The sequence below is a fragment of the Enterococcus sp. AZ170 genome, from assembly GCF_050545135.1.
GTDB classification, from domain to species: domain Bacteria; phylum Bacillota; class Bacilli; order Lactobacillales; family Enterococcaceae; genus Enterococcus_L; species Enterococcus_L ureilyticus.
The window spans coordinates 2,050,467-2,076,843 of record NZ_CP172947.1; the positions used below are offsets into that span (position 1 = coordinate 2,050,467).

Genomic DNA, 26,377 nt, shown 5'->3' on the forward strand with positions numbered 1-26,377 from the left:
CTGAATGCAGCTTCAACAAATTGACTTAATTTTTCAATGCACGGATCCCTCACTTCGTCTTTTTATGCTTTTACTATATCATGATCTTTTTCTCTCTGTCAACAATGCTTGGTTCTCTATTCTAAAAGAAACTACTAAAATGAAGAAAGTAACGTATACTATGAAGTATAGTAGCTATTATTTATGATTATTGGCTGGGAGGTAAACACTTGAAAATAATAATTTGTATTCACGCTCATTCTTCTAACATCCCCTATTTGACTCCACTATTTCAAGATAAAGACAATGTTATTTTAGAGCATTATGTCATGACAGATTTTTTTGAGATCATCACAAAAGAAAAACTCACTCAATTCATTGAAGATAAAATAACAAAAAATGTCTGCAACGTCATTATTACTTGCACTATGTATTCCAACTTGATTCAACAGGAATCGATCAAAGGTGTGCCAATTATTCGTGTAGAGCATCCATTACTCGAACACATTACAACGAATCCTCATCAAAAACACTTGATTTTTTCAAATCCTAAAACAGTCGCTGAAACGGTTAAAAAAGTCGAAGCGTTCTACAAAAAAAAGCAGTTGGTTCCTGACTTTACTATCTCTGTTATTCCTGACGTTTTCGATTTAATCTTAACCAATCAAAAAGCAGCTTACCGGCAGTCCTTGATTAACTATTTGACCTTACATAAAGAAACATGGTCAGGTGATATTTATTTAATGCAACTTTCTATGGCAATCGTTTCAAAAAAAGATCTTGTCCCTCTGACTAATTCTGTATTCACGATTCTTGAAACTTTAGATAGAGCCATCAATGAGGAATTATCAAAAAATCTTGAATGAAAATTATCATATTTAGTCTTTAAGAACGAGCAATCTTGAGAAGATTCTTTCAACCTTCTAGAAAGTCTGCTTTTTAATTTCGTTTTCCTATATACTATACTCACAACTAACGATTAAAGGAGACTTTACAATGAAAATTGAACATATTGGCTTATGGGTAGCTGACTTGGAGAAGATGCGGACGTTTTATGAAACCTATTTTAATGCGCACTCTTCAGCTCTTTATCATAATAAAAAAACGAGCTTTCAATCCTATTTTCTGACATTTACGGATGGTGCAAGACTTGAAATCATGAGAAGAGTTGATGTTGTTCAACACCTTTCTGAGAATGAGGGTTTAGGATTTGCTCATTTAGCAATCTCTTTAGGGAGCAAAGATAGTGTTGATAATCTAACCAATATCTTGGTTACGGAAGGATATGAACTATTAAGCCCTGCTCGTACAACTGGTGATGGCTATTATGAATCGGTCGTTGCCGATCCTGAAGGAAATCGTCTAGAATTAACAATTTAAAACTATAAAATCGATGCTTATTGGAGGAAATAAAATGGACATAAAAGCAATTGTACTAGATATTGATGGCACACTCTTAAATGATGACAAAAAATTGATGAAAAAAACGAAAGAAGCGTTGATCAAGGCTCAAGAAAAGGGAATCAAAGTCATCTTAGCTTCTGGTCGACCTACCCCTGGAATGTTAAAATTCGTGGATGAACTGCAAATGAACCAATACGACGGGATGATTGTATCCTATAATGGCGCTCACGTTCTTGATGTCTGTAGCCAAAAAGAACTTTTTAGTCAACCTCTTTCAATCGAAAATAGCAAGAAAATTTTAGAGCATCTAAAATCATTCGATGTAAAGCCGATGATTGCTAAAGATGAATATATGTACGTCAATAATGTGTTCGACGGCATGTTAGACTTAGGGGCTACTGACGGGCTATTTAATATTATTGAATATGAATCACGTGGCGGTAATTTCCAGTTGTGTGAAAAAGAAGATTTAGCAGCTTTTGTTGATTTCCCACTACACAAAATCCTAGTTGCTGCTCAGCCAGAATATTTAGAAGAACACTGGGAAGAAATACTTGCACCATTTAAGCAATCCGTTAGCGGCATGTTCTCTGCACCGATGTACTTTGAATTCACTGACCAAGGTATTGATAAGGCGAATGCTTTGGAGCAAACCTTGAAGCCTCTGGGCATTCATAGAGAGCACATCGTTTCATTTGGTGATGGGCATAATGATCTCTCTTTAATCAATTACGCAGGCCTGGGGATTGCAATGGGCAATGCGGTTGATGAATTAAAAGATGTAGCGGATAAGATCACAACATCAAACAATGAAGATGGCATAGCAACGGCTTTAGCTGAATTACTTTAATCTGTTAGAAGTAGATCTGAATCAAAAAAACGGAGCTATCTTTTTATGATTCACACATTCAGTCATATTCAGGTATAATTCACTTATACAGACTGAATTGAAAGGTGTCTATCCCATGAATCTTATGCTTAAACTAAAAAATTTAGATAAACTCACAACGAGTGAACAAGTTCTTGTTGACTATATTCTTGATGCTCCTGAAAAAGTGATCCATTTTTCTCCAAAAGAATTAGCAGTACATTCTTATGTATCGATTTCGACGATCTACCGATTGATCAATAAACTTGATCTTGATGGCTTGAATGATCTTAAATTTGCACTAGTTACCTATCTGAATGAACACGGTACAGAGCCAATGATTGATATTGACTACCCCATTTCTGCTGAGGATAATCACTATGCTATGACCCAAAAACTCAAAACAGTTTATGAACAAACTATTCAGTCGACAATTGATACCAATGATGTTGAGATGTTAGCACTTAGTAGCGCTTTACTTGAAGAAGCAAATATTGTCGATATCTATGCATCATCAGCAAATATTTACTTTGCTCAAAATTTTCAATTTCAAATGCAGGAAATCGGTCGCAACATCAATGTACCAATTGATGATTATCGGCAAAACCTAACGGCTGCAAATAGCACACCTAATCATTTAGCCATTGTAGTCTCTTACGAAGGGCGTGGCTCAAGTGTCAAAAAAATTCTTAAAATCTTAAAAAAGAATCAGTGTAAAATTTTATTGATTACCTCATTGCATAGTCCATTGTTACAGGAAAAAGTGGACGGTGTCTTTTATTTTTCATCAATGGAAAATCATTACAATAAAATTTCATCTTTTTCCACTCGAATGTCTTTGATGTCCATCTTTGATCGTTTATATCTTAGTTTCTTCAACCAAGACTATGACAAAAATTTGGCTTATAAACTCGCTAACTATCAAAAAATGAACCCAAATTTAATCTAAGATGATTCTCCACAAAAGACAGCTCACTTTTTACACTGAGCTGTCTTGATTTTCGTTTATTCAAACAAGTTAAAGAGAACAATCGTAATCAACTGCGAATCACCTAATAATAAACAGGAAAAAGAAAGTACGATAAAAGAAAATAATAATAACAACAATGTCAAACTAAATCGTCCCAAAGCTCCCTCTCTTTTCCAAATATTATCTGTAAAAGATAAACTGACGATTAAAGCAGATAGGAAAAATAGCCCTGCAACGATCTGGAAAGAATTAGTTACTAGAAAAGCAATCAACACTGAAAATAGACTAACATATACCGCCAAACTTGCTGGACTAAAAAGCCACCCAAACGCAGTTAGGAACGATACATCCTTTTTCAGGAGCTTATTCATTATTAGGAAAAAGAGTAAGATAAAAACAAAAAAATAAGCACTTAACAACAATACTATTTCTTTAGAATAACGAATTTCAGCAATACTTCGACTGATCGCAATACTATTAAGAACAATCAATAATAAAAAATTAACTACGCCAAAAATTGGTATTGTTTTTATTTGTACCGCGTTTTCCCCTTTTATCTGGGCATTTAACCAACGGAAATAATTTTTGCTCTCTTTTTTTAGCTGTTGAACAGTTTGATTCTTTTTTAATTGTTCATTTAGATTTTGTTGTAATTGAACGCTTTTTTCCAACACTGTTTCTCCAGACTTTGTTACACCAGATTCTGTTATTTGGCTTTGACCACAGGCTGGACAAAACTTAGCTTCCTTTTTAACTTCTTTTCCGCAACGATTACAATTATTCATTTTTTACACCTCTACCCTTTTATTAATCCTATCTCCATTTTCATTTTTAATACTCGATAAACGGACTGATCCAGCTCTTTCATCGTATAAGTACCTTGTTCGATTCCTTGTAAAACAAAAGGGATTTGTTCTTGAAACGAAGAAGATAAAATCAAATCATTCCCTGCCTTTAAAGCAGCTAAACCCGCTTCTTCTTGAGAAATAAAATTAGCTAAACCTGCCATATCCATATCATCTGTCATGATCACACCTTGAAAACCTAACTCATTTCGCAAAATGTCATGAATAGGCTGAGAAATTGATGCTGGCATAGTTGCATCAATACTCGTAATGATATTATGAGAAACAAGAACACTATCCGCACCCGCAGCAATACCTGCTTTAAATGGTAAAAAGTCATTTGTTCTTAATTCTTCCAACGTACGATCATCATAGACGATTTCTATATGAGAATCACGATTATTCCCATAACCTGGAAAATGCTTTAGCGTTGATACTAATTTTCCCTTTTTTAATTCTTCTACACTAATTCTTACATATTCACTTGTTTGTTGGGCATCCAACCCTAAAGTTCGATCATAAATAAAGGCTTGGGGATCAGTTGCTACATCAGCATCTGGAAACAAGCCACCTTGAATACCATATGAGTGTAAAACTTCTGCTTTCTTCTGAATTTCTGAACGAATCCCTTCCCAACCTGCTTGTTGGTAGATTTCTTGAGGTGATTTAAACGCCTCCGGAATTAAATCGATTCCTCCACTTAAACGTGAAACTGTTCCACCTTCTTCGTCAGAAGCTATAAATAGTGGGAGTTTACTTACAGATTGGTAAGAAGCAATTTTTTCTTTTAATGATACTGGCGTTTCAGTCTCCATATCTCGACCAAATAAAAGATAACCACCTAAATGATAATTTTGAATATTTTCCAACTGGTCTTCCATTGGGACACGAGCTAAAAATAATTGTCCAACTTTTTCTTCCACACTCATCGAAGCGATCATTTCTTCAATTACTTTATCTTGATTATTTTCAAGAATAATTTTACTTTCTTTAGTTGTATTCGTTGTTTCTTCAATCGTTTTAGTTAAAGAGCTTTCTTGATGATTTGTTCCTTCTTTTTGACTAAACAATAAAATCACCGCTAAACTAATGCCAATAATCACTAATAAAATGAATACTGCACTGATAATCGTCTTTTTATGATTGATAATTGTCCCTCCTAAAATTAAACGCTTTACACAAAAGCTGACAAAAATAGCCTGTAAGTCGTACTAATAAATCGTTAATCTGTTCATTCAATTCCACCATTATCAACGATTTCAAAGTTTTCTTTTCCGCCTAAACTTTGAATATTGAACTGCTTTTCTGTGTCATTATACCTCAGCGTTGCCTTTTGATAGCGAAAAATTTGTGTCACATCGTTTTGTTTATACTCTTTGTAATGGGTCTTATACTTGATCAAGTATTGCACATCATAACAATCTTTACCATTCATTTTAACAGATTCCACCGTAGGAGTTCCACTTACTGAACTCTTGCTTTTACTATCACGCACAGATTGAATGAATGTATCAAAGTCTTGGTACTCAACATTGCTTTTAGTATCTGTAAAGTAAGTAGAAAATGTTTGTTTGGTTGTTTCATCATACGTTGAATAAGATCCTGTATAACTAGAGACATCTCCATAGAAATGGGACAAAAAGGTTTCAACCTCTGATTTTCCTTTGATTCCTGAGAAATCCAGCTCAATGATCGATGCATACGATTCGGGATCATATTCGCTAGCATCAAAAGATAGCCCATCAATCGTGTGTTGTTTTGTTTCGATAATGCTTTTATCTGCTAATGTTTTTTTTAATCGAACAGTCATTCCCTGATTCCAAATTTGATTTTTTACTTCATATTCCCCATTAGAAAGTTGACCAATTTTTTTGTCATTGATAAACACTTCTGCATCAGAGATATTGGTTTTTACTTTAAATGAAAGCTTGCGAAAGTCAAAATCAACTTGATTCATTTTAATTAAGCCAGTATGGTGAGCTTGAATTAAATCAACTGTTGTTTCATTTTGCTCACCTAATAATTCTCCCTTGATAGTATATTCTGTCGGCGTTAAGGGGCCCCAGACTGTCTGAAATAGATCCTGATCGGTTCGTTCTTTTTCTTGGTCATCCAAAAATAACTGCATATCCTTCTGGTTTGCTGTAATGGTGATATACCCAGGTTTTAGTTCCCATTGATAGACATCAAAAAGCAAAAACTTCCTGCCACTTCTTAATAATGATAACTCACCTGTCTGCTTATCCCCAGTTTCTAACTGCAGAATTAATTTAGAAAAGGCTTCTTTATGCTCGTTGTGTTCATAATAAGCGAAATATCTTTTTAATTCATTTTTTGTTATTTGATAATTAGGATCTGTTGAAACGGTCAATTTTTCCATTTGATTGATATCTTTATTCCTCACGATCTCTATCATTCGTTTTAGCTGGTTCTCTTTACTGTAATAATTTTTTGCTGTAAAATAGCTTCCTATAACTAAACAGAAAAGGATTGCAATGATTGCTAAGAAAACTCTTTGACTTTTTTTCATTCGCACTTTATTCTTACTCGTTTTACTTCCTTCTGATTGCAGTGAATTTGTGTGCGATACTGATTCACCACAGGCAGGACAAAATCGAGCCTCTTCTTCTATCAATGAACCACATGAACAAACTATTTTGCTGTCCTCTTCTACTTTTTGGCTTACTTCAAATTGTAGTCCACAGTTTTCACAATAGACTGCATCCTCGTAATTTTCATGCTGACATGACTGACAACTTTTCATGTTTATCTCCTATTTCTACAATTTTTACTCCCTACCTTATCATTCTATTTCGCAAACAAAAAGTCAACTATTTTTGTGATTAAATTGGAAATAAATGAAGATTTATAAAAAAAGAAAGCCTATGCCATCGATTTAAATAACAGTTTTCATTTAATCCGTTATTTTTGACAAAAAAATAAACACATGAGATGCTCTAGTCGTAATCAACAAAAAATGAGAGAAGGTTGGATCTTATGGCAACAATGGTTTTTGTAAATTTCCCAGTCACTGACGTAAAACGTTCTACTGAGTTTTATGAAAAATTAGGGTTTAAAAAGAATCAAGACTTTTCTACAGACGAAACAAGTTCAATGGTGTGGGATGATAACTTTTGGATCATGCTCTTAAATCATGCGTTTTACAGTAAGTTTATTAAGGATAAAACAATTGCAGATACTAAAACAACTAGTGCTACATTGATCGCTTTTAGTTTGGATAGTGCTGAAGCGGTGAAAAAATTTGGTGAAACTGCAAAGGCTAACGGCGGGGACTTTTACAAAGTTGATATGGGGATTCCAGACGATCAAATGTTTGGTCTTGAAGTACAAGATCCTGATGGCAACTCTCTAGAACCAACTTGGATGCAGATGTAAAAGGGAACGAATAAACTTGATTTTTACAGAGTAGATTTGTCTATTCTGTTTTTATTTTCTAACTAGTAACCAGCTTTATTATTTGGTAGAAGCAACTTCTAAGGTATCATTTAAGCGAGTAATGCAAAGTTAGGCTTAAATCTTAGTTGCAGGAGGAATAGTTAATGAAAAATTTTATAAAAAATCACTTGATGTTATGCCTAACCATTGTGATTGGAACCTTTTTAGTGTTTGTTCCAATTATCCATCAAACCGTTTCACCACATTGGATGCTTTATCAATCGATTTAATGGACAAAACATGGAATGAAATACAAGAGTTAGATAAGTTGAGTAAAATTAATTGATTTTCATCATAGAATATATTCAAGTACAGCAAAAATTGTAGCGATTATCAAGCTAGGCTGGATAATCGCTACAATTTTTCATTACGTAAGACTTTAAGCTAATTTAACTAACGTTATGAACTCTTCTCAATCAAAAAAACGATTCTTACTCTTCGGACGAAAAGTGGTTTTTACATCCCTCTCCCCAAAATCAAATCGAACAACTGTTGTCTGTCTTTTATTCCTGTCTTTGATTGTATCCTGCATGTTAATAATGACTGATTTTACAACCTCTTGCAATTTAAGTATTGACGTACGATTCGTTGCATAACCTATTCTGATACTAAACATCGTTTCCGCTAGATCTTCATCTGAAAAATCATTTTCAATGATCTCTTTATAAATTGGTTTCAATTCATAAACCTGTTCTAAATCAACGTTGAAAATAGCTACTTTTAAACAACTAGACGTCACCTTTTCCAGTTCCTCAGGCAATCCATCTAACAACTGCTCATAACTCTTATTTGCAATCATATTTTCAACTAAATAGTCTGCTTGTTCTTGTTTTTTTACTATGACCTCTTTTACTTCTTCATACAGACTCAGTTTATATTTTGGTATCAGCGAACACTTTGATTCTAAGACCTCGTCATCGATATCATATTCAGAAACAAACTGACTTAAACGACTAAGAAGGTTCTCAGCATAAGCGTCTGATACTTTTTGAGCATCTGTTATCATTAAGTTAAACATCAGGAAGGTAAATTGTTCATTTTCAAAATAATTAGCAAAAAGATTGTCTCCAATCTCTTGATTTGTTATCATCCTTTTTAGTATGTTCTTTCGTTGATCAGAGATAGTTCCTAATTGATTGATTTTTTTTGGAAAAAAATAATACATACAATAGTATTTTAACGCTCTGAGCGCTTCATTTTTATTTGAATATCTATTATAAACATTCTGACTGCTTTTTAACCAATGATCAAAGTCTTTTTGATTAAACAGTGCATCTTTCACTAATCTATTGGGCAGTATCTTGTGTAAGTAAAACTGTCTTTTCACACCGTTGTTCTTGTAGCGCAAATAGATGATATACGCCATCCCAATAAGAAAAACCACTGCGGCCACTATGATGATCCGTTTCATGTTCCCAAATTCTTTTTGCTTTTTTTTATCTGCTCTGATTTTATCACTGTCTTGCGTGATTTTTGCTAGTCCCTTTTCCGCATAAGCTTTTTTTACATCGGCGTAGACACGATCACTTGCTTCGATGACTGCTTCGTTATAGTTATCTGCTTTGATCAATTCTAATAATTGATGTTTCAGTTTTTCATCTTCATTCAACGGCTCAAATATTGAAGTAAGTTTTTCACCATGCGCAAAGTATACCTCGTCTTGCGCTAAAACAAAGATGAGAAGACTATTTACAGGAGCATTTCTAGTTTGAAAATCAAAATTTCTAAATTTATTGCCTAAATGTAATTCCAGGCTATTTCCTTGAGGTTCCACATCATGAGTGATGACAACACCATATTCCGGCTTACCATCTAGAACTGAAAATTTTTCTTGATTTAAGTTAGAAACATACTCTTTAGTTTCTTGATTGATTTTTCCAGTTTGATCTTCAATATAAGATTCTGCAGACACATGTTTGCCACCAATAATTAAAAAAAGCCCAACTATACAAATAAATAACAACCCATACCTAATTCTTTTCATTTACTCCCTGATCCTTTTTTATTTTTATTGTAACATAGACTAACGGGCTCTATAAAAAAATTTAATGAAAATAAGGTCAAGACAAATAAAAATCGAGCCAAAACGTACACGTTCTAGCTCGGACTATTCACTCAACTTTATTTTTAGCTCTTTTCAAATCGAGACATACTCGTAGGAACAAACAGCTTAGGATTGATCTTAAGCACCAATAGCAGAACTACTGATGTTGCAATTGCAGTAGCCAACCCGCTTAAGCCATTCATTATAAATGAAAACAACCAAGGATTCATCCCCCACAAAGCAAAACTGCCCCAGAAAATAACTCCAGCAAGAAAATGCCAAAAATAACGCATTGCCGTACCTAAAAATGTTGCATAAAGAATAATGCGACTGCTCTTTCTAAAGTCTCCTGCTTTGATTGTTTGTTGTAATTTCCCACTATAAAGCCCAGCAAAACCGGCAAAACCAAAAGCTAAGATATATTCAATTATGACTTGAAGTGGCGTTAAATAGTATACTTGGGCTGATGGAAAATGAAGTAATCCCCAAATGAAAGCAGAAAAAAAACCTGCTTTGGCTCCTCTTCGCAAAGCATATAATGTGATTGGAATCATGCCTAACGATATGGAAAAGCTACTACCAATGTTCATCGGAATAAATGACAAAACCATTGCGATTGCAGCAACTATCGTTCCTTCAATCCAAATTTGTAACGCTGCTTTTCTTTGCATAAAAAAATCCTCCCTGTAGAACGACCAATTCACAAAGGAGGAGTAAACGAATTTATTTACTCCATCACAATTCCTACGCTCGTACTAACGAACAGGTTCAAGGGTTTAGAGTGGTTACTCATTCTCAGCCATGGGCTCCCCTTTGTGATGGGTTCTATTTAATTTTTTGTGTTTATCTTCTTTTGAGATAACACTAGAACTTTAACATGATATCCTGAAAAAGTAAAGATGCACGTATGTTTCTATTTTAAGTGGAAAAATTCTTTGAGCTTAGCACTTACATCCCAAGCTCAAATTTTATCATAAGTATTGTTTTACCTAATCTTATAAAATACCAAAATAGGTAGCGATCACTTTAGCAATCAAAAGAAAGATTATCGTTGCTGCCGTGTATTTTCCTGGGGTCTTTATATGTAAGGAAATAAGGATTGATAAATAATAGAACAGACGAAATAAAGTTTTAATCTAATTGTCTCATTCTAATCTAGAAAAAAGTTGTAAACTTGGTTATTCTTTATTATAGTTAGAATAAGAATGAGGCAAAAGGCACCTCACTCTTCGTTTCCTATTTTTCTGTCAGAGCTAAACGAGTTCACTCCACTTTTAGTTTAGGGAGGTTTTAAGTTTGAAGATCCTTTATATATCAATATCTGGCAACACGCGTTCTTTTGTTAAGCGTCTTGCTGAATACGCTTCTAAGCAGTATGCTATACAAATTGACGTACAAGAAATTCATGAAAACTCTGTTTTTGAAGATGAGGAAAGTTCTTTTTTCACTTTTGTTCCAACTTATTTAGGTGGAGGAAATGGCTTAGATAATGGTGATACGGAAATTTTAACAGACACAATGCGAGAGTATTTGGACTTTCATGAAAACTTTCGTTATTGTTTGGGAGTTGTCGGTAGTGGTAATAAAAATTTTAATCATCAATATTGTCTAACTGCTAAACAATATGCTCAAAAATTTAATTTTCCTTTTTTAGCAGATTATGAACTTCGTGGCACACAGGAAGACATAGAGTACGTTTTAAATACGTTGATTGAGGCAACCGATAAGCATTAACTATTTTTAATTCGATTACACAAAAAACAGAGAATCTTATAAATAAGAATTCTCTGTTTTTGGCTGATTTCTACAATAATTCTTTCCGTAATTCCTCGTCTGTTCGAGGTGATAAATACTTCGGCGGAATATCCAAAACAGTATATGCACCAAATTGTTTTTCTTTTGCTAAGCGAACGCACGCTCTCGCATAGGCTACCAATACACTCGCAGTAAATTCTGGGTTACTTTGTAAGTCCAAATTGTATTCGATAACTTGTTTGGTATTTTTATGTGTTATTCCAGTGTGAAGAACCGTTCCACCATGAGGCATTGCTTTGTGTTCTTGGTCTAGTTCACTCTGTGAAATAAAATGAACTTCTGTATCATAATCAGCAAAATAATTTGGCATCGAGATGATTTCCTCACGAATTTTTTCTTCCTCAGCACCCACTTCCAATACCACAAAACACTCTCTAAAATGTTTATCACGAGTCGTTAAAGTCAATTGTTCTCCAGCTTTTAGTTTTTTAATAACTTCACTATTTGGAATGGTATATTGAACAGCATCTATTACGCCTTCGATTCGTCTTAAAGCGTCTGAATGTCCCTGACTAACACCTTTTCCCCAAAATGTGTTTGTCTCTCCAACTGGTAAAATACTTTGCGCATATAAACGATTTAAGCTAAATAAACCAGGATCCCAACCAGTCGAAATGATTGAAGTCGTTTGATTTTCTTTTGCGACTTGATCCACCTTGGTAAAATGTTCTGGTATTTTCGCATGTGTATCGAAACTGTCAATGGTATTGAATAAATGCGTCCATTCTGGCGTTTGTGTGGGTAAGTCTGTTGCTGAACCTCCGCACAAAATACAGACATCAATGTCCCCTTTTTTTAATGTTAGTTGATCCATTGTAAAGGCTTTTGCGCCTTCTGTTTGAACACTTTCCGGAGTTCTTCTTGTGTAAACTCCTACCAGTTCCATATCTTCATTTTGTTTGATTGCGCGCTCAACCCCACGCCCTAGGTTCCCATACCCGATGATAGCTACTTTTATCATACTTACATTCCTCCACTTCTATAGAATGAATTATACCAAAACAAAAGATTCCCTGACAATAACCCTTAAGAAATTTGATCAGCTTTTCCGCTTACTCTTGTTAAAATACTTTTTTTTTGCTTATACGGATTAAAATCTTATTCAGCTTCTGCAATAACCAAAAAGAACAAGTGTATCCTTTAGCTGAAGGTACCCGTTTATAGTAAATATACTCTGGAAAATATTCAGCCCCTCTTGAAAGCTTAAAGGGCCCCACTCCTGAACTCATATGAAATATCTGCTGGTCATTCACACGAAGGAGCGTAAAATACGTTAATAATCGATAAATACCAGCCTCCTTTGGATAACTCAAATCATAGCCTAAAATGGGAACGGTCAAGACGCCGTCAAAAGACCAACTCATCGTGACTCCAATCAGTTTTTCATCATCAAAAATCCCTATAAATTGAGTATTTTGAGCATCTGTCATCGCTTCAATAAACACAGTTGTATACAGCGGATTGATCTTAGAGTATTTTGAAATATACAATTGCGAGTATAGTTCGATAATCCGTTCAGTATAGTTTTCTACATCAAAGTCTATTCGTATATCAAACATTGTGTCCTTTGCCAATTTACAGTCTTTTTTGAAACTCTTTTTGCGTTTGATTACTTGGGCTTGATGTGCAATGAAAACCTGCCGTGATATAAAGGGTTGATAGTCTAATACATCCAGATGTTCCATTAGTTCTTGATTTAGAAAGCTATTTTGTGAACGATAAACAATCGTTTTATTTGGGAAATGTTTATTCAAAAGAAGCTCGATTGCCTGTACTTCTTCCAGCGTAAAATTTGGAAAAAGGTTTGTCGATACTAAATAGTTTCCTACATAAACGGCTTCATCTATTTTTTGAGGTATAATCGTCTTTAATAGTCGGAAAGCCCCTGACAATAGTTTTTGCCCTTTTATCTCAGTCAACGCTAATTCTTCTTGGGCATAATCTAAATATTGCGCTCTTAAGGATGTCGGATATGTTTGTCCTGCCTGAAACTGTGCATCCACAACCAAAATAAGCTCTTTACCAAATTCGATTGCGTAGCAAGTGGTATTCCTACAGTTTTCTATTAGACTGGAAACATCATGGGTTAGAAAGGTTCGAATATAACTATATAATGGGTGCTGAGTTAATTGGCATTTAGAAAAATCGGTTTTTGAATACAAACGAACGTCATTCATCCGATCCCTCCGTTCCCTCATTTTTATCTACTTGATACGAAATATCCTGTACAACAAAATCGGTTATGCTTAATTTTTGTTTTTTTGCTTTAAGAAAATATTGAGCTAAGACCCATGGCAGCATCAGCCAGGTCTGCCAAACAAAGGCTTCCGCCAAGACATCTTGTGTTTTAAGATAAGTCGGATATGTTTTTCGCCAGTTTTTTTGTGTGATTATTTTACCTAGCCAAAGCAGTTTGATTCCATAAGATGTCGTTATCCTTTTGTTTATTTCTTTGACAGGCGTATTTAAAAGTCCTGCAATGATCCGTTCATTATCCAAAACAGCACCAAACGTTAGACGTGGGTTACATTCAATCGGATAAAAGGTTGTGCCATCAAACATAAAATCAAAGCTAAAAAAACCATTTTGGCTTAAATGTTGACTCAAAATTTCAATGATCTGCGTTAATTTAGGATGCTCAAACGGTACATACGTAATGCTGGCAAAGTTTTCGATTCCTAGATTTGTATCATAGGCACAAGCAGAAATCAGTTGACCGTTTTTGAGCATCAGTGAGAGACAGATTTGCTGTCCTTCAATTTTTTCCTGTACGATATAGTTTTCAGAATCTATCGTAGTAATAGCTTCTTCAGAAAAGAACACAGATTGACCAAAGCGCGAATAGATAGGCTTGACTAATTGCTTAGAAAAATCAACAGCCTGTGCCACATACAACTCACTTTTTGGTACTAACAATCCAATCGCTTCACACCAAGTGATAAACGTCAATTTATTGTGTAGTGTATTTAGTAATTCTTGTTCACCAATCAAAAAGCTAGTCCCCCTATGTTGGATCTCTTCTTGAAGTAATCCATAGTAAAGGGTTTCTTCATTTATCGGTAAAAGAAGATCGATGGCATTTCTCTCTATAAAAGATAGAACTTCTTTTCTAAAAGTTTCAAACTGTTGCGCGGGTGGTGCAATCACTTCAATTTTTGTGAAAATATTTGTATAATTGGCAAATGTTGGACTAAAGTGTTCCAGCATATACATTTCATGACCCATCTGCTTTAATTTCTGCCCAAAAAACAGCGCCAAAGGGGAACGCCCCCCTGTTAAAACTATACGCATCCATTAGTCACTCCTTTTTACGTATGAGATAACACGCCGCATTTTCTTACCATACTCATTGGTCAGGTTACCAATGCTTACATTTATGTTGATCCGAGTCTGTAAGCTTGATGGAAATACTTTGTTTAACTGATCTATAACGATTGGAATAATCGTTTGCTCAGAACTAGCTGATGATAACTCTAATTTAAGATCAATACGTTCTTTTGTTTGCTGAATGCATTGAAATTGTAGAATTTCATCACTGCTCCGTGCTATTGCATAGCGGATGAAGTCTGGAAAAACAATCTGCGCTTCATTCTCAACATAGAAAATAAAGCAATCATCTTCTCTGCCTTCAATTTTTTCTAGTGCAATAAATGAGCTACCACAAGGACATGGTGTTTTACGCTCAATCAGGATATCAGTATGACGATAACGGATCAATGGTTGTGTGGTTCGGTATAAATCCGTTATGATTGGAATAAATCGATTAGATGTTTCAGAGAGATATTCTTTTTCAATAAACACAATGTCCTCATTTAAGTGTAATGTTCCATGATGACAACTGATGCCTAGGAATCCTTCTGTTGCTTGATAAATTTCTTTTAGACGACAGGATAAGCTTGTTTCAATGTATGCTCGATCCATTTCTTCTAGTACTTCTGCAACACTGAATACTTCTTTTAGCTTGTATTCTAATGAATGATCTACATAAAAAGCAGCGATCAAGCGCAACATAGAAGGTTGCGCTACAATAACGTTTGGCTTCAGTTGATCAAGTCTAGCTAAATTTTCATCGATAGGATTCATCAAGTCAAAAAAATGCAGCCGAATTTTGCCCTGATTGATTGTTTCATATAAATTATTATTGGCTCGCATGAAAAATGCAATGACAATCGTTTCTCCTCGAAATTTCCGTCGATCAATCGCTTTTTTCATCATCGCTGCTGACCATTGGATTGTTTCTTGATCACTCACTAAAAAAACGCCTTGGTTTCCTGTCGTACCCGAAGAAAGGCCAACGGAAATCGTTCCGATTTTCGGTGCAAAATCTCGATTTTCTTCTGCCTTTAGAGCCACTTGCTTCGCCTGTTTTAATGAGATTCGTTTCGTGTTCAATGTATCGAATTCATTCATCATCACGTCCTTGTTGATTATCGGAAACTGATCGTAAACAATTTTACCAGATTCATTTACAAAACGACTATAAAATGGGGATTTAGGCACAATTTTTTCTAAATGTTTTTGTAATCGTTTCTTTTGATAATGACGAAATTTTTTTGGGCGCTTTTTGCTTAAATAATCCTGATAAGAAAGGTCAATATACGTCCTCAAAAATGGTTTAAATTTCTTGATATCCAACGATTGCGCCTCCTCGTTTTTGGTTCCATTCAAGTAGCTGAGTAAGCGACGTTTCACAATGAGATAAGAAAATGGGCAGCTCTGGCTGTTGTTCATGGATCTGAGCTAAACAGGTTATATCTTGTTTCATCTGAGCAAAATTATGAACAATTACTTTTGTTAATCTATTTGGCAGCCGACCTTCGGTAATTGATTCTAAGTGCCAAGCAACATCGATTGCTAACAATACTGGCCCTTGAATCGTTTGTAGATAAAAAATAAATTGTCCTAAAGCATGTCCAGGCATGTTAATTGCACAAATACTTTGATCACCAAAAAGATCATACGCTTTCACCTTTAAATCAAAGAGTTCCACTAACGGAGCTGTTTCAAAATAGCTCATTTGCTCAAAGGATTGCGGTAACAATTCCTGAAAAAAACCTTGACGTAATTGCATGACACGTGGTTGCTTTTTCAATTGCTCAATGGCAGCTGATATCTTTAGTTTACGATAGTTTACTTCACAGATACCGCCAAGATGATCCGGATGAAAATGGGACAAGAATAGCCAATCATATTCTGATTTTAAAAACATTTGTTGTTCCACTTTTTTCTGCTCTTTTTCTATGAATAATTTTCCATAAACAGTTTGGGGCAGTTTTTTTAATCGAGATAAAAAGTGGGTTCCATAGCCGGTATCAATCAAGATTTTCCCTTTGGTTTCATGTTCCAGCTCAATACAGTAAATGGGGTATTCTTTTTTTTGGAAAGAACCACCTGCCATTGTCAAAAAAGGCCGTTGTCTGGCAGATCCTGTTTTTATTATGTTGATATGACGGATCATCGGCGATTCACCTTCAATAATTGTCCCCCAATTGACATCCCCGCACCTGTTCCTAATAAAAGTACCAACTTATCTTGAAATTGGTCTTCTCGTTTTAATAAATGTTCGAATGTAAACGGGATTGATGCCGCAATTGTATTTCCAGTTTCTCCAATAATATCAACCATTTGTGTGTGCGAAAATTTAGCCATTCGCGCAGCAATTTTCATACCAGGACCACTGGCTTGGTGAGGCACCACAAAATCAATTTCTGAGACTTCTGTACTGCCTTCTGATAAAAGTTCGCCAAGAAATTCTGGCAATTTACGGCGCATTGCTTTAATTAATTCAAAACCATCCATATGAAAATAGCGGTCTTGTTCATGCTCAGGAATAAAATCAGCACTCCCACCCGCTTTGATCTCGGCACTATGGGCATATTCGGGATATGTCATGAATTTTGCACTCAACACTTCTACGTCATATTGTGCCTTTGGTTGTTCAGCGGTAGAAAAAATGAAAGCGGCACTAGCATTTCCAATCAAAGCGCTACTTTCAAATTCAGTTGGATCAAGTGCATCATCCCCAGCTTCAGCTGAAACAACTAAAATCGTTTTATATTTACCTGTTTCAATAAAAGCTTGTGCGATTTCGCAAGCACTAATAAAACTCAAGCAGGTTGCATTCACATCAAAGCAGGGAATCTGATGATTCTCTGCTAAAAAATGCTCTGCAATCAAGCTAGCCGTACACGGAATTGGCTGTTCAAATGTACCTGAAGCACAAATCATAATATCTAACTCTTGGTAATTCATTTGTGCATCCTTTAGGGCCGCTCTGACAGATTTTGCCGCCAATTTGGATGTTCCCTCATCGTAAAAATGACGTTTGGCAATGCCTGTTCTTCGTTTTGTTTCTCCTGGTTCCAGCCCAAACTGCTGATCGATTTCATTTGATAAAACAACTCTTTCAGGCAAATAACTGCCTGACCCAACGATGGTAAAGTTCATTTTTTTCACCCATCCAGTTTCATTTTATAATCCGTAATATATTTTTGGATTCCTTCATCGATCGTCATGATCGGTTGATACCCTAATTTCTCTTTTGCAAAACGAATATCCAATGTTTGGCTATAAGCCAAAATACTGACCGTATAACGTGTCAATAGCGGTTCTTTTTTTAGTTTGAATAAATAATGGAATTTTTCTAATAAATGTGCAATTTTATAAATAAACTGTTCATTAAATTGACGATAATGGACCTCTTCACCCAAAAGCTGAAAAATTCGATCAATCAGTCGTTTGAAAGAAATAGGCTCATCATTCGTGATATTAAAAATGCAGCCATTTATTCCATTTGCCTCTACACATAGTCTGAGGGCATAGGCAACGTTTTCTACACATGTTAGGTCCATGATATTGCCTTGCCCATTACGAAATAATGGGATGCCAATTTTTTGATTGACTGCCATCAATCTAGGAAAGATACTGGTGTCACCAATTCCAAACAAGCCTCTAGGGCGAACGATTACGAGTTCAATCTCTTCTTGATAGTGATGAAGTAGCCTTTCCGCTTCGATTTTTGTTTGAATATAATTATTTAAATACGGCGGATCGAAGGCTTTATTCGTTAAATCTACTTCTTTAATGTTAAAGTCGTCTTTGCATTTAGCGTAAATACTAGGAGATGACACAAACACCAAGCGTTTTACTTGTTTGGCAATTGAAGCCTCGATTACGTTTTTTGTTACTGCTACATTTGCTTCGTAAAAATCTTCATATGGTCCATAAACTGTTGACAGCGCAGCACAATGTAGACACGCGGATACCTCTTTAGGCCACAATCTAAAAACTTCACTTCTATGATTTAAATCTAGCATTAAAGGTGTAATAGTATATTCTTCCTCTAAAAAGTCCAACTGAGCTTTATTTCTACCAACTGCAATCACATCATAATGTTGTGCAACTAATTCTTGAATAACGTACTGACCTAAAAAACCTGTTGCACCTGTGACAATTATTTTTTCTTTCACATGCTCCCCCTTAAGCTTTTTTCTCTTATACACTATTGATCAGGTGATACACGTTCTATTTTATCATAGATAAAACACCATAATCTATAAACAAAAAGCCAGAAATGACGGTAGGAAGTCATTTCTAGCTTTTTATCTTATTTTATTCATCCAACTCTTCAAATTGTGAATTGTAAAGTGATGCATAATAGCCACCTTGAGCAAGTAATTCCTCATGAGTTCCTTGTTCTTTGATATCACCATCTTGCATATAAAGAATTTTGTCTGCATCTTTGATGGTTGACAATCGGTGAGCAATAACGAATGATGTACGACCCGCCATTAAGTTGTTCATGGCGCCTTGGATCAATCCTTCCGTTCTTGTATCTACAGAAGAAGTCGCTTCATCAAGAATCAAGATTGGTTTATCTGCTAAAATTGCACGAGCTATTGTTAATAATTGTTTTTGCCCTTGAGAAATATTGGAAGATTCCTCATTTAATTCCATGTTGTAGCCACCAGGTAATGTTTGGATAAAGTGATGAACATGAGCGGCTTTGGCTGCTTCATATACTTCTTCATCCGTTGCATCTAAACGACCGTAACGCAAGTTTTCCATGATCGTTCCTTTGAATAACCAAGTGTCTTGTAAAACCATTCCAATATTTTTACGTAAATCTGCACGGTTAAAGTCTTTAATATTATGACCATCGATTTTAATCGCACCAGATGTCACATCGTAAAAACGCATTAATAATTTGACCATTGTGGTCTTACCAGCGCCTGTTGGACCAACAATTGCCACGGTTTGACCTGGATCAACATGTGAACTAAAATCGTTGATAATGATTTTATCTGGTGTATAACCAAAACGAACATGGTCAAAATCGACCATTCCTTTGGCTTTATCGATCTTAACAGGATTTGGTACAGTTTGTGCTTCCTCATCTTCTTCAAGAAATTCAAAAACACGTTCAGCAGCGGCAGCCATTGACTGAAGTAAGTTAGAGACTTGAGCCAATTGAGCAATAGGTTGTGTCAAGTTACGAACATATTGGATAAAAGCTTGAATGTCCCCAACGGTAATGGTTCCGTTATAGGCTAAGATCCCACCAAAAATTGCCACTGCAACATATCCGAGGTTTCCTACAAAGTTCATGATTGGTTGCATCAAACCAGAAAGAAATTGAGATTTCCAGGCTGATTTGAATAGGATATTATTTTGTTCTTCAAATTCATTCAAGGAATTTTCTTCATCATTGAATAAACGTACGATATTGTAGCCGCCAATTGTTTCTTCCACTTTACCATTGATCACCCCAAGATATTCTTGTTGGGTTTTAAAGTATTTTTGCGAATTTTTCACAACAATCATAATTAAAATCATTGAAATTGGCACAATCAAAATGGCAATACCAGTCATTTGCACAGAAATCGAGAGCATCATGACGATAACCCCAATAATGGTAAAGACGGATGTAATCAATTGTGTGATTGATTGGTTCAATGATTGTCCTAAGGTATCCACGTCATTGGTAATGCGAGACAAGACTTCTCCTGTTGTACGACTTTCAAAGTAATTCATTGGCATACGATTGATTTTTTCTGAAATTTCTTTACGCATCCGATAGGTTATTTTTTGCGATATCGTTGACATGATCCAACCTTGGATGATCCCAAAGGCTGAAGCTGCTAAGTAAAGTCCTAACATGAATAGTAAAATCCCACCGATTTTACTAAAATCAATCCCGCCAGTCCCTTGATATTTTTTAATCAAACCATTGAATAATTCTGTGATCGCTTGTGATAAGATTTTTGGGCCCCAGATATTAAAGATGGTTGACGCAATTGCAAAGATCATTACAAAGAAAACAGGTATTTTATAAGCACCAATATAGGAGATTAATTTTTTTAGTGTTCCTTTAAAATCTTTAGCTTTTTCCACTGGAGCGCCATTTCCAGGTCCGCGTCCGCCACGAGGGCGATTTTGTGTTTGTTCTGCCATTATTTTTCGCTCCTCCCTACTCAGCTTCTTCTATGCCTAATTCAGCATTGCTCAATTGTGATTGGGCAATTTCTTGATAGACAGTGGATGATTTCATCAATTCATCGTGTGTTCCATGATCTACAATGCGACCTTCATTTAATACAATAATGTTATCTGCATGAAGAATTGTTGAGATTTTTTGGGCAACGATGATTTGTGTGGCGCCTTTGATATTTTCAGATAAAGCTTTACGTAATGCCACATCAGTTTTATTATCGAGTGCAGAGAATGAATCATCAAAGATCAAAATTTTAGGATTTTTCGCTAAGGCACGAGCAATTGATAGACGTTGTTTTTGACCACCAGAAACATTCGTTCCTCCTTGAGAAATTTCGCGATCATAGCCTTTTTCATTTGAATCAATAAATTCTTCTGCTTGTGCAATTTCAGCTGCTTTTCTCATTTGTTCATCTGTTATGTCTGCATCACCAAATTTAATATTAGAAGCAATGTCACCAGAGAATAGAATCCCTTTTTGAGGCACAAATCCAATAATTTCATGAAGCTTATGCAAACTCATTTCGCGAATGTCGATTCCATCAATCGTGATTCGTCCGCCAGTTACATCGAACAAACGTGGAATCAAGTTAACGATAGTTGATTTACCTGAACCAGTGGAGCCAATCAAAGCAGTTGTTTGACCTGGTTTAGCAGTAAAGTTGATATGATGCAAGACATCTTCATCCGCATCTCCATATCGGAATTCTACCGCTTCAAATTTCACTTCACCTTTAAAGTCATGGTCATCTTTAGGGTGTTCAGGATCTTTGATAGTTGGTTCTGTTTCAAGTACTTCTTCCACACGTCCAGCAGCAACGTTGGCACGAGGTAAAATAATTGAAACCATTGATAACATCATAAAGGCCATCACAATTTGCATTGTATAGGTGATAAAGGCCATCATATCCCCCACTTGGAGTTGACCGTTATTCATATTATGTCCACCGACCCACACGATCAAAACAGAAATACCATTCATCAATAACATCATGACAGGCATCATGATAGACATTGCACGGTTAACAAATAATTGAGTTTTCATTAAATCAGTGTTCGCACGATCAAAACGTTTTTCTTCGAATTTTTCACGAGAAAACGCACGGATAACAGGCAAACCAGTAATGATTTCACGAGAAACCAAGTTTACTCTATCGACTAATTTTTGTAATGCTTTAAACTTAGGCATTGTTGTTAATAGTAGGCTACCTACCAAAACTAACACAGCGGCAACTGCCACTCCGACGATCCAGCCCATGCCTGTTCCTGTTTGATAGACGTTGTAGATCCCACCAATACCTAAGATCGGAGCATATAACACAATGCGCATGATCATCACGATCCCCATTTGCATTTGTTGGATGTCGTTCGTATTACGTGTGATCAATGAAGCAGGAGAAAATTTCTCCATCTCAGTATTCGAAAATTGTAGTGTGCGTTTGTATTGTCCTACCCGTAAATTTCGACCAACTGATGCAGCAACTAATGAAGCAATCAATCCTACAATGATCGCAGCTATAGCTGATACAAGAGTTAAAAGAACCATTTTTGTTCCGGTTTTGACCATATAATCTGTTTGAATTTGTTGGGTATTCATATCTAGTGCTTTATATTCAGCTAATGTTAGTTGAATGCCCACAGTTTTCATTGAATCTGCACCGAGATCACCTAAACTTTTTTCTGTTGCTTTACGAGCGGCTTCAACTTTTGCTGGCATAGCTGCTGTCTTTGTTTTGATTGAATCTGCTAGGTCTTTTGCTGCTTCACCTTTTGCCTGTGCTTGGGCAGCTAATTCTTGTGCTTGAGTTCCTTCTTGGGTTGCTGTAGCAATATCTGTTGCAGAGGCAGCTGCTTCACCTGCCGCTTTTGCCTGTTCTCCTAAAGTTGTTGCTTCTTCCCCAAGTTGTTTTGCCTTAGCTGCATCTTCTCCAATCGCCTTATAGTCTTCAATGATTGCTTTGGCTTCACTTCCACTAGAAGAATCTTTTGATTGAGATGTTCCTAACATCATCATTGGCAGGTTAAAAATATCTGCAAGCTTTGCTTTTGTCATATTGTCTTGAAGATTTAATTGATACACTTCAACTTCTTTGCCATCGATTTTTTCAGTTGTTTGTTTATAATTGTCTTCAATCGTTTTCTTCTCATCATCCGTCATAAACATTTCAATTCCCTGAAGAGTTGTTTTTCTAATCTTTTCAGGTGTGGAGTATTCAAGCCCTCCTTGTTGAATTCCGACATCGACGATTCCCGATGTTAACTTTGGTAAGCTTAAATCACTATTTGCCTGTACAACTAAAAGCACAAGAACTGCGATGACCGCATACCAGTATTTGCCGAGATATTTAAAAATCTTCACTATTGGTCACCTTCCTCTTTCCGGGAAATTTGTTGGGAGTAGTCTACGAATTTCGCAGTTAGCTCGATGAACTGTTTTGTGTCCGGCTCTCCCATCAATTTAAAAATTTTAACAATCTTATCGCGCATTTCTTTTTTTTGAAACTTGGCTGCTTTTTTGCCAAAATCCGTTAAAGTGACATTAATACGGCGACGATCATTTGGGTCCATATTGCGCTCAATTTGACCTTTTTTTTCTAAACTACCTAAAACAACTGCAATACGAGCGCTAGACAAATTAAGCGATTCAGCTAGATGTTTTGGGCTAGTCGGTTTGCCATGACGAGCAAGAAATTTGATGACAATACTCTCACCTTGATTACTCTTTTCCAGTCTACTAAATGCGCTATGTCGATTTTGAACCATTAAGCGCATCAGCTCTTGTTCGGCCTCTTCTGCGAATGACATATGACTCCTCCTTCTTTCAAAATAATTACTTTCACAACTAATAGCTAACAGTGTTAGTAACTAATACTATTTGATAATAATGCAAATACCTTTCGATGTCAATAGAGTTAATTTAAAAAATAAAATAAATACGGTTTCATTAAAAAAAACTAAAAATTCACGATATTTTCGATAGAAATACTCCTTGTTTCAGAGAAAAATAGAACCGCCGATAATCAGCGGTTCTACACTAAATTCTTCAATTTCTGGTAATTTTCCCGATGCTACACCTTACTCGTAATTCATTAGACAGGCCCGTTACGGTATAAAACGATTATTTTGCATTTAAAGCAGCCATCGTAATATAATTGTAGGGTTGATTAAAATGTGGTAAAAAGAATAAATCTAGCAGTTTTAGTTCATCAATAGTCATGCTCTTTTGGATCGCAAGAGAGAATAGATGAATCGCCATCGAAATATCTGTACGTGACGACATTTGCGCACCGATAATACGACGACTTCCTTTTTCATAAACAATTCGGATCGAAACCGAATCATTATCATTCATAAATGCTGGTTTTTGCAAATCAGTATAATCTGTATACAAAACTTCTATCTGATATTTTTTGGCAGCTTCTAATGAAAGACCAGTAGAAACCATGTTCAAGCCAAAAATAGAAATTCCATTTGAACCTTGAACGCCGATGGATGCAAGTGAAGCGCCACCAACATTATGGCCTGCGACAATGCCCGATCTTACAGCATTTGTTGCTAAAGCAATATAAGTAGTTTTCTCTAACGCATTAGAGTAGAGAGTCGCACAATCTCCCACTGCATAAACAGATGGATCACTTGTTTGCTGGTATTCATCAACAAGATAAGCGCCATTTCCAAACAACTCTAGATGATTTTTACCTAAGTCATTATTTGGTAAAAAGCCAATAGCATTAATCACTAAATCAACAGCATATTCCCCTTTGTTCGTTACAATTGCTTCAACTTTCTCTGATCCTTTGTAGGCAGTGGCGATTTCATCAAAGTGTAGTTCGATCCCATTTTCGGATAAATTAAGATCCATTTCAGCTGTAAAATCTGGATCATAATAGCTGGACAAAGAACGTGGTGCGCCATCGAAAAGTAAAACGTCTTTTCCACGTCTTTTAATGGCCTCAGCAATTTCAACACCTATATAACCTGCGCCTATAACCGCAACTTTTCTAATGGAAGCCATACCAACTAATTGATCCACTATTTGACCATCTTGAAACTTTTTCAAAAAGTGAATATTTTCTAAAGTATTCCCAGGTATTTGCGGTGTAATTGGGATTGAACCTGTTGCTAAAATCAACGTATCATAGTTTTTACAAAAATGAGAGCCATCACTTGCTTTGCAAAAAACTTTTTTATCGTAAAAATCGATTTGCTCAACATCGGTTTCTAAATAAACATTTGCTCCTTTTGCTTCAAATTCTTCTTTATTTGTATAAAACAATTGTTCATATGATTCGATTTGCCGACCTACCCAGAGTGCTGTTCCACAGCCTAAATAACTAAGATTAGAGTTTTTATCGATCATGGTCACTTCTTGATCTGGATAATTTTCCAACAGTGCATTGGCTGCAGCAATACCTGCATGGTTTGCGCCAATTATAATTGTCTTTTTCATGTAATGTCTCCTTTTATTGAATAAAAAAGACGAAACACATAAATTTTTGCTGTGTTTCGCCTTTTTCAGAATTTTATTTGTTACGCTTGCGTAATAGGCAAGATATTTTCAACTTCTGAGTGTGGACGAGGAATTACGTGGACTGATAATAGTTCACCAACACGTTGGGCTGCTGCTGCACCTGCATCTGTGGCAGCTTTGACAGCACCGACATCGCCACGTACCATCACGGTCACAATGCCACCTCCAACTAATTCTTTTCCTACTAATGATACGTTAGCTGCTTTGACCATTGCATCTGCCGCCTCAATTGAACCAATTAATCCTTTTGTCTCGATCATTCCTAGTGCATCTGATTTCATTATAATTTCCTCCTAAGATTCTATATGTTATTTTTTTGATCACAATTTCAGTATTCGGCGTTATTCCTAGTGCATTGGCTTCTTCCGTATCAATGTGGCATTCTAAGCCAGAGTTCTCAACTGCGCGGATAATGACATTTGCTAAGGTCCCGCCTCGTTCTCCTGAAAACTCGATTGTTACGGATTCACCATCACGAACACCAAATTGAGTAGCTTCATGTGGCAGCATGTGAATATGACGTTTTGCAACAATCGTACCTTCAACAATTTCTGCCGATCCTTTAGGACCAATAAGTGTGACATTACCTGATCCAGCTAAATCTCCGGATAAACGCAACGGGGCTTTCACTCCTAATTTAAACGAATCGCTTTGTAAAATTTCAACTTGTGTTTTTTTTCTTACTGGCCCTAAAATGCGAACCTTTTCAATCGCCCCTCTTGGCCCACAAACCATTACGGTTTCTTTACAAGCAAATTGTCCTGGCTGAGAAAGATCCTTTAATTTCGTTAATTGATAGCCATAACCAAATAATTTTTCTACATCTATTTGGGATAAGTGGATATGCCGATTTGAAATTCCTACTGGAATCTTTTGAGCGCTTGATAATATTGGTGGTTGTGTTTGGTTTGGTTCAGCCAATTTTTCCATCAATTTACCAAGTAGCTCTTCATAATTGTCCAACTTTATCACT

25 protein-coding genes and 1 riboswitch are annotated in these 26,377 nt (G+C 35.8%); of the genes, 7 read left to right on the forward strand and 18 right to left on the reverse strand.

What is annotated here, in order from left to right; genetic code table 11:
* Nucleotides 1-209: 209 nt before the first annotated feature.
* From IGJ55_RS09845 to IGJ55_RS09860, 4 genes are all read left to right on the forward strand, one after another.
* Entirely contained in the window at nucleotides 210-845 is a 636-nt protein-coding gene (locus IGJ55_RS09845; RefSeq protein WP_430606273.1) for a hypothetical protein, read from the forward strand.
* A gap of 130 nt (nucleotides 846-975) precedes the next feature.
* Nucleotides 976-1,359, forward strand: coding sequence for a VOC family protein (locus tag IGJ55_RS09850; RefSeq protein ID WP_430606274.1), 384 nt, complete (start codon nucleotides 976-978; stop codon nucleotides 1,357-1,359).
* 34 nt (nucleotides 1,360-1,393) lie between these two features.
* A complete protein-coding gene (locus IGJ55_RS09855; protein ID WP_069639946.1) occupies nucleotides 1,394-2,233 on the forward strand; it encodes a Cof-type HAD-IIB family hydrolase in 840 nt (279 codons plus the stop codon).
* A gap of 115 nt (nucleotides 2,234-2,348) precedes the next feature.
* On the forward strand, nucleotides 2,349-3,200 hold the full coding sequence (locus IGJ55_RS09860) for a MurR/RpiR family transcriptional regulator (RefSeq protein ID WP_069639945.1): 852 nt from the start codon (nucleotides 2,349-2,351) through the stop codon (nucleotides 3,198-3,200).
* Nucleotides 3,201-3,256: 56 nt separating this feature from the next.
* Here IGJ55_RS09860 and IGJ55_RS09865 read toward each other — a convergent pair whose 3' ends face one another.
* From IGJ55_RS09865 to IGJ55_RS09875, 3 genes are all read right to left on the reverse strand, one after another.
* Nucleotides 3,257-4,006, reverse strand: coding sequence for a zinc-ribbon domain-containing protein (locus IGJ55_RS09865; RefSeq protein ID WP_430606279.1), 750 nt, complete (start codon nucleotides 4,004-4,006; stop codon nucleotides 3,257-3,259).
* A gap of 11 nt (nucleotides 4,007-4,017) precedes the next feature.
* A complete protein-coding gene (locus IGJ55_RS09870; RefSeq protein ID WP_430606281.1) occupies nucleotides 4,018-5,169 on the reverse strand; it encodes a glycoside hydrolase family 3 protein in 1,152 nt (383 codons plus the stop codon).
* Nucleotides 5,170-5,297: 128 nt separating this feature from the next.
* A complete protein-coding gene (locus tag IGJ55_RS09875; RefSeq protein WP_430606282.1) occupies nucleotides 5,298-6,830 on the reverse strand; it encodes a zinc ribbon domain-containing protein in 1,533 nt (510 codons plus the stop codon).
* Between the two features lie 233 nt (nucleotides 6,831-7,063).
* On the opposite strand from IGJ55_RS09875, the gene IGJ55_RS09880 reads away from it, so the two are divergent.
* Together IGJ55_RS09880 and IGJ55_RS09885 are read left to right on the forward strand one after the other, a co-directional pair.
* Nucleotides 7,064-7,462: a VOC family protein gene (locus IGJ55_RS09880; RefSeq protein ID WP_207121331.1), complete on the forward strand. Its 399-nt coding sequence runs from the start codon at nucleotides 7,064-7,066 to the stop codon at nucleotides 7,460-7,462.
* Between the two features lie 164 nt (nucleotides 7,463-7,626).
* On the forward strand, nucleotides 7,627-7,752 hold the full coding sequence (locus IGJ55_RS09885) for a hypothetical protein (RefSeq protein WP_429949532.1): 126 nt from the start codon (nucleotides 7,627-7,629) through the stop codon (nucleotides 7,750-7,752).
* Between the two features lie 182 nt (nucleotides 7,753-7,934).
* On the opposite strand, the gene IGJ55_RS09890 is transcribed toward IGJ55_RS09885, so the two are convergent.
* Both IGJ55_RS09890 and thiT read right to left on the reverse strand, forming a co-directional pair.
* Nucleotides 7,935-9,506 (reverse strand): hypothetical protein, encoded by a 1,572-nt coding sequence (locus IGJ55_RS09890; protein WP_430606285.1) that lies wholly within the window; start codon nucleotides 9,504-9,506, stop codon nucleotides 7,935-7,937.
* Between the two features lie 143 nt (nucleotides 9,507-9,649).
* Nucleotides 9,650-10,237, reverse strand: coding sequence for an energy-coupled thiamine transporter ThiT (thiT, locus tag IGJ55_RS09895; protein ID WP_069639939.1), 588 nt, complete (start codon nucleotides 10,235-10,237; stop codon nucleotides 9,650-9,652).
* 53 nt (nucleotides 10,238-10,290) lie between these two features.
* Nucleotides 10,291-10,389: riboswitch (TPP riboswitch) on the reverse strand.
* Between the two features lie 473 nt (nucleotides 10,390-10,862).
* On the opposite strand from thiT, the gene nrdI reads away from it, so the two are divergent.
* Nucleotides 10,863-11,300, forward strand: coding sequence for a class Ib ribonucleoside-diphosphate reductase assembly flavoprotein NrdI (gene nrdI / locus IGJ55_RS09900; protein WP_069639938.1), 438 nt, complete (start codon nucleotides 10,863-10,865; stop codon nucleotides 11,298-11,300).
* Nucleotides 11,301-11,370: 70 nt separating this feature from the next.
* Here nrdI and IGJ55_RS09905 read toward each other — a convergent pair whose 3' ends face one another.
* From IGJ55_RS09905 to IGJ55_RS09965, 13 genes are all read right to left on the reverse strand, one after another.
* Nucleotides 11,371-12,342, reverse strand: coding sequence for a diaminopimelate dehydrogenase (locus IGJ55_RS09905; RefSeq protein ID WP_069639937.1), 972 nt, complete (start codon nucleotides 12,340-12,342; stop codon nucleotides 11,371-11,373).
* Nucleotides 12,343-12,442: 100 nt separating this feature from the next.
* The gene (locus IGJ55_RS09910) at nucleotides 12,443-13,558 is read right to left on the reverse strand and encodes a hypothetical protein (protein WP_430606287.1); all 1,116 of its coding nucleotides are present in this window, start codon (nucleotides 13,556-13,558) and stop codon (nucleotides 12,443-12,445) included.
* Nucleotides 13,551-14,672 (reverse strand): ATP-grasp domain-containing protein, encoded by a 1,122-nt coding sequence (locus tag IGJ55_RS09915; RefSeq protein WP_430606289.1) that lies wholly within the window; start codon nucleotides 14,670-14,672, stop codon nucleotides 13,551-13,553. The genes IGJ55_RS09910 and IGJ55_RS09915 overlap by 8 nt, the downstream gene beginning before the upstream one ends.
* Before the next feature lie 3 nt (nucleotides 14,673-14,675).
* The gene (locus IGJ55_RS09920; protein WP_430606291.1) at nucleotides 14,676-16,016 is read right to left on the reverse strand and encodes a F390 synthetase-related protein; all 1,341 of its coding nucleotides are present in this window, start codon (nucleotides 16,014-16,016) and stop codon (nucleotides 14,676-14,678) included.
* Nucleotides 15,997-16,839: an MBL fold metallo-hydrolase gene (locus IGJ55_RS09925; protein ID WP_430606293.1), complete on the reverse strand. Its 843-nt coding sequence runs from the start codon at nucleotides 16,837-16,839 to the stop codon at nucleotides 15,997-15,999. Before IGJ55_RS09925 ends, IGJ55_RS09920 begins: the two co-directional genes overlap by 20 nt.
* Nucleotides 16,836-17,828, reverse strand: coding sequence for a 3-oxoacyl-[acyl-carrier-protein] synthase III C-terminal domain-containing protein (locus IGJ55_RS09930; protein ID WP_430606296.1), 993 nt, complete (start codon nucleotides 17,826-17,828; stop codon nucleotides 16,836-16,838). The genes IGJ55_RS09925 and IGJ55_RS09930 overlap by 4 nt, the downstream gene beginning before the upstream one ends.
* Nucleotides 17,829-17,833: 5 nt before the next feature.
* The gene (locus IGJ55_RS09935; RefSeq protein WP_430606298.1) at nucleotides 17,834-18,850 is read right to left on the reverse strand and encodes an NAD-dependent epimerase/dehydratase family protein; all 1,017 of its coding nucleotides are present in this window, start codon (nucleotides 18,848-18,850) and stop codon (nucleotides 17,834-17,836) included.
* A gap of 142 nt (nucleotides 18,851-18,992) precedes the next feature.
* Nucleotides 18,993-20,834: an ABC transporter ATP-binding protein gene (locus tag IGJ55_RS09940; RefSeq protein ID WP_207121339.1), complete on the reverse strand. Its 1,842-nt coding sequence runs from the start codon at nucleotides 20,832-20,834 to the stop codon at nucleotides 18,993-18,995.
* A 16-nt stretch (nucleotides 20,835-20,850) separates the two neighbouring features.
* Nucleotides 20,851-23,232, reverse strand: a complete 2,382-nt coding sequence (locus IGJ55_RS09945) for an ABC transporter ATP-binding protein (RefSeq protein WP_430606299.1) — start codon at nucleotides 23,230-23,232, stop codon at nucleotides 20,851-20,853.
* Nucleotides 23,232-23,678 carry a MarR family winged helix-turn-helix transcriptional regulator gene (locus IGJ55_RS09950; protein ID WP_430606300.1) on the reverse strand — a complete coding sequence of 149 codons (447 nt, stop codon included), beginning with the start codon at nucleotides 23,676-23,678 and terminating at the stop codon, nucleotides 23,232-23,234. The genes IGJ55_RS09945 and IGJ55_RS09950 overlap by 1 nt, the downstream gene beginning before the upstream one ends.
* Before the next feature lie 313 nt (nucleotides 23,679-23,991).
* Entirely contained in the window at nucleotides 23,992-25,323 is a 1,332-nt protein-coding gene (gene nox / locus IGJ55_RS09955; RefSeq protein WP_430606302.1) for a H2O-forming NADH oxidase, read from the reverse strand.
* 80 nt (nucleotides 25,324-25,403) lie between these two features.
* On the reverse strand, nucleotides 25,404-25,685 hold the full coding sequence (gene eutM / locus IGJ55_RS09960) for an ethanolamine utilization microcompartment protein EutM (protein WP_025868624.1): 282 nt from the start codon (nucleotides 25,683-25,685) through the stop codon (nucleotides 25,404-25,406).
* Nucleotides 25,630-26,367, reverse strand: a complete 738-nt coding sequence (locus IGJ55_RS09965) for a phosphate propanoyltransferase (RefSeq protein WP_430606305.1) — start codon at nucleotides 26,365-26,367, stop codon at nucleotides 25,630-25,632. The genes eutM and IGJ55_RS09965 overlap by 56 nt, the downstream gene beginning before the upstream one ends.
* Nucleotides 26,368-26,377 lie beyond the last annotated feature (10 nt).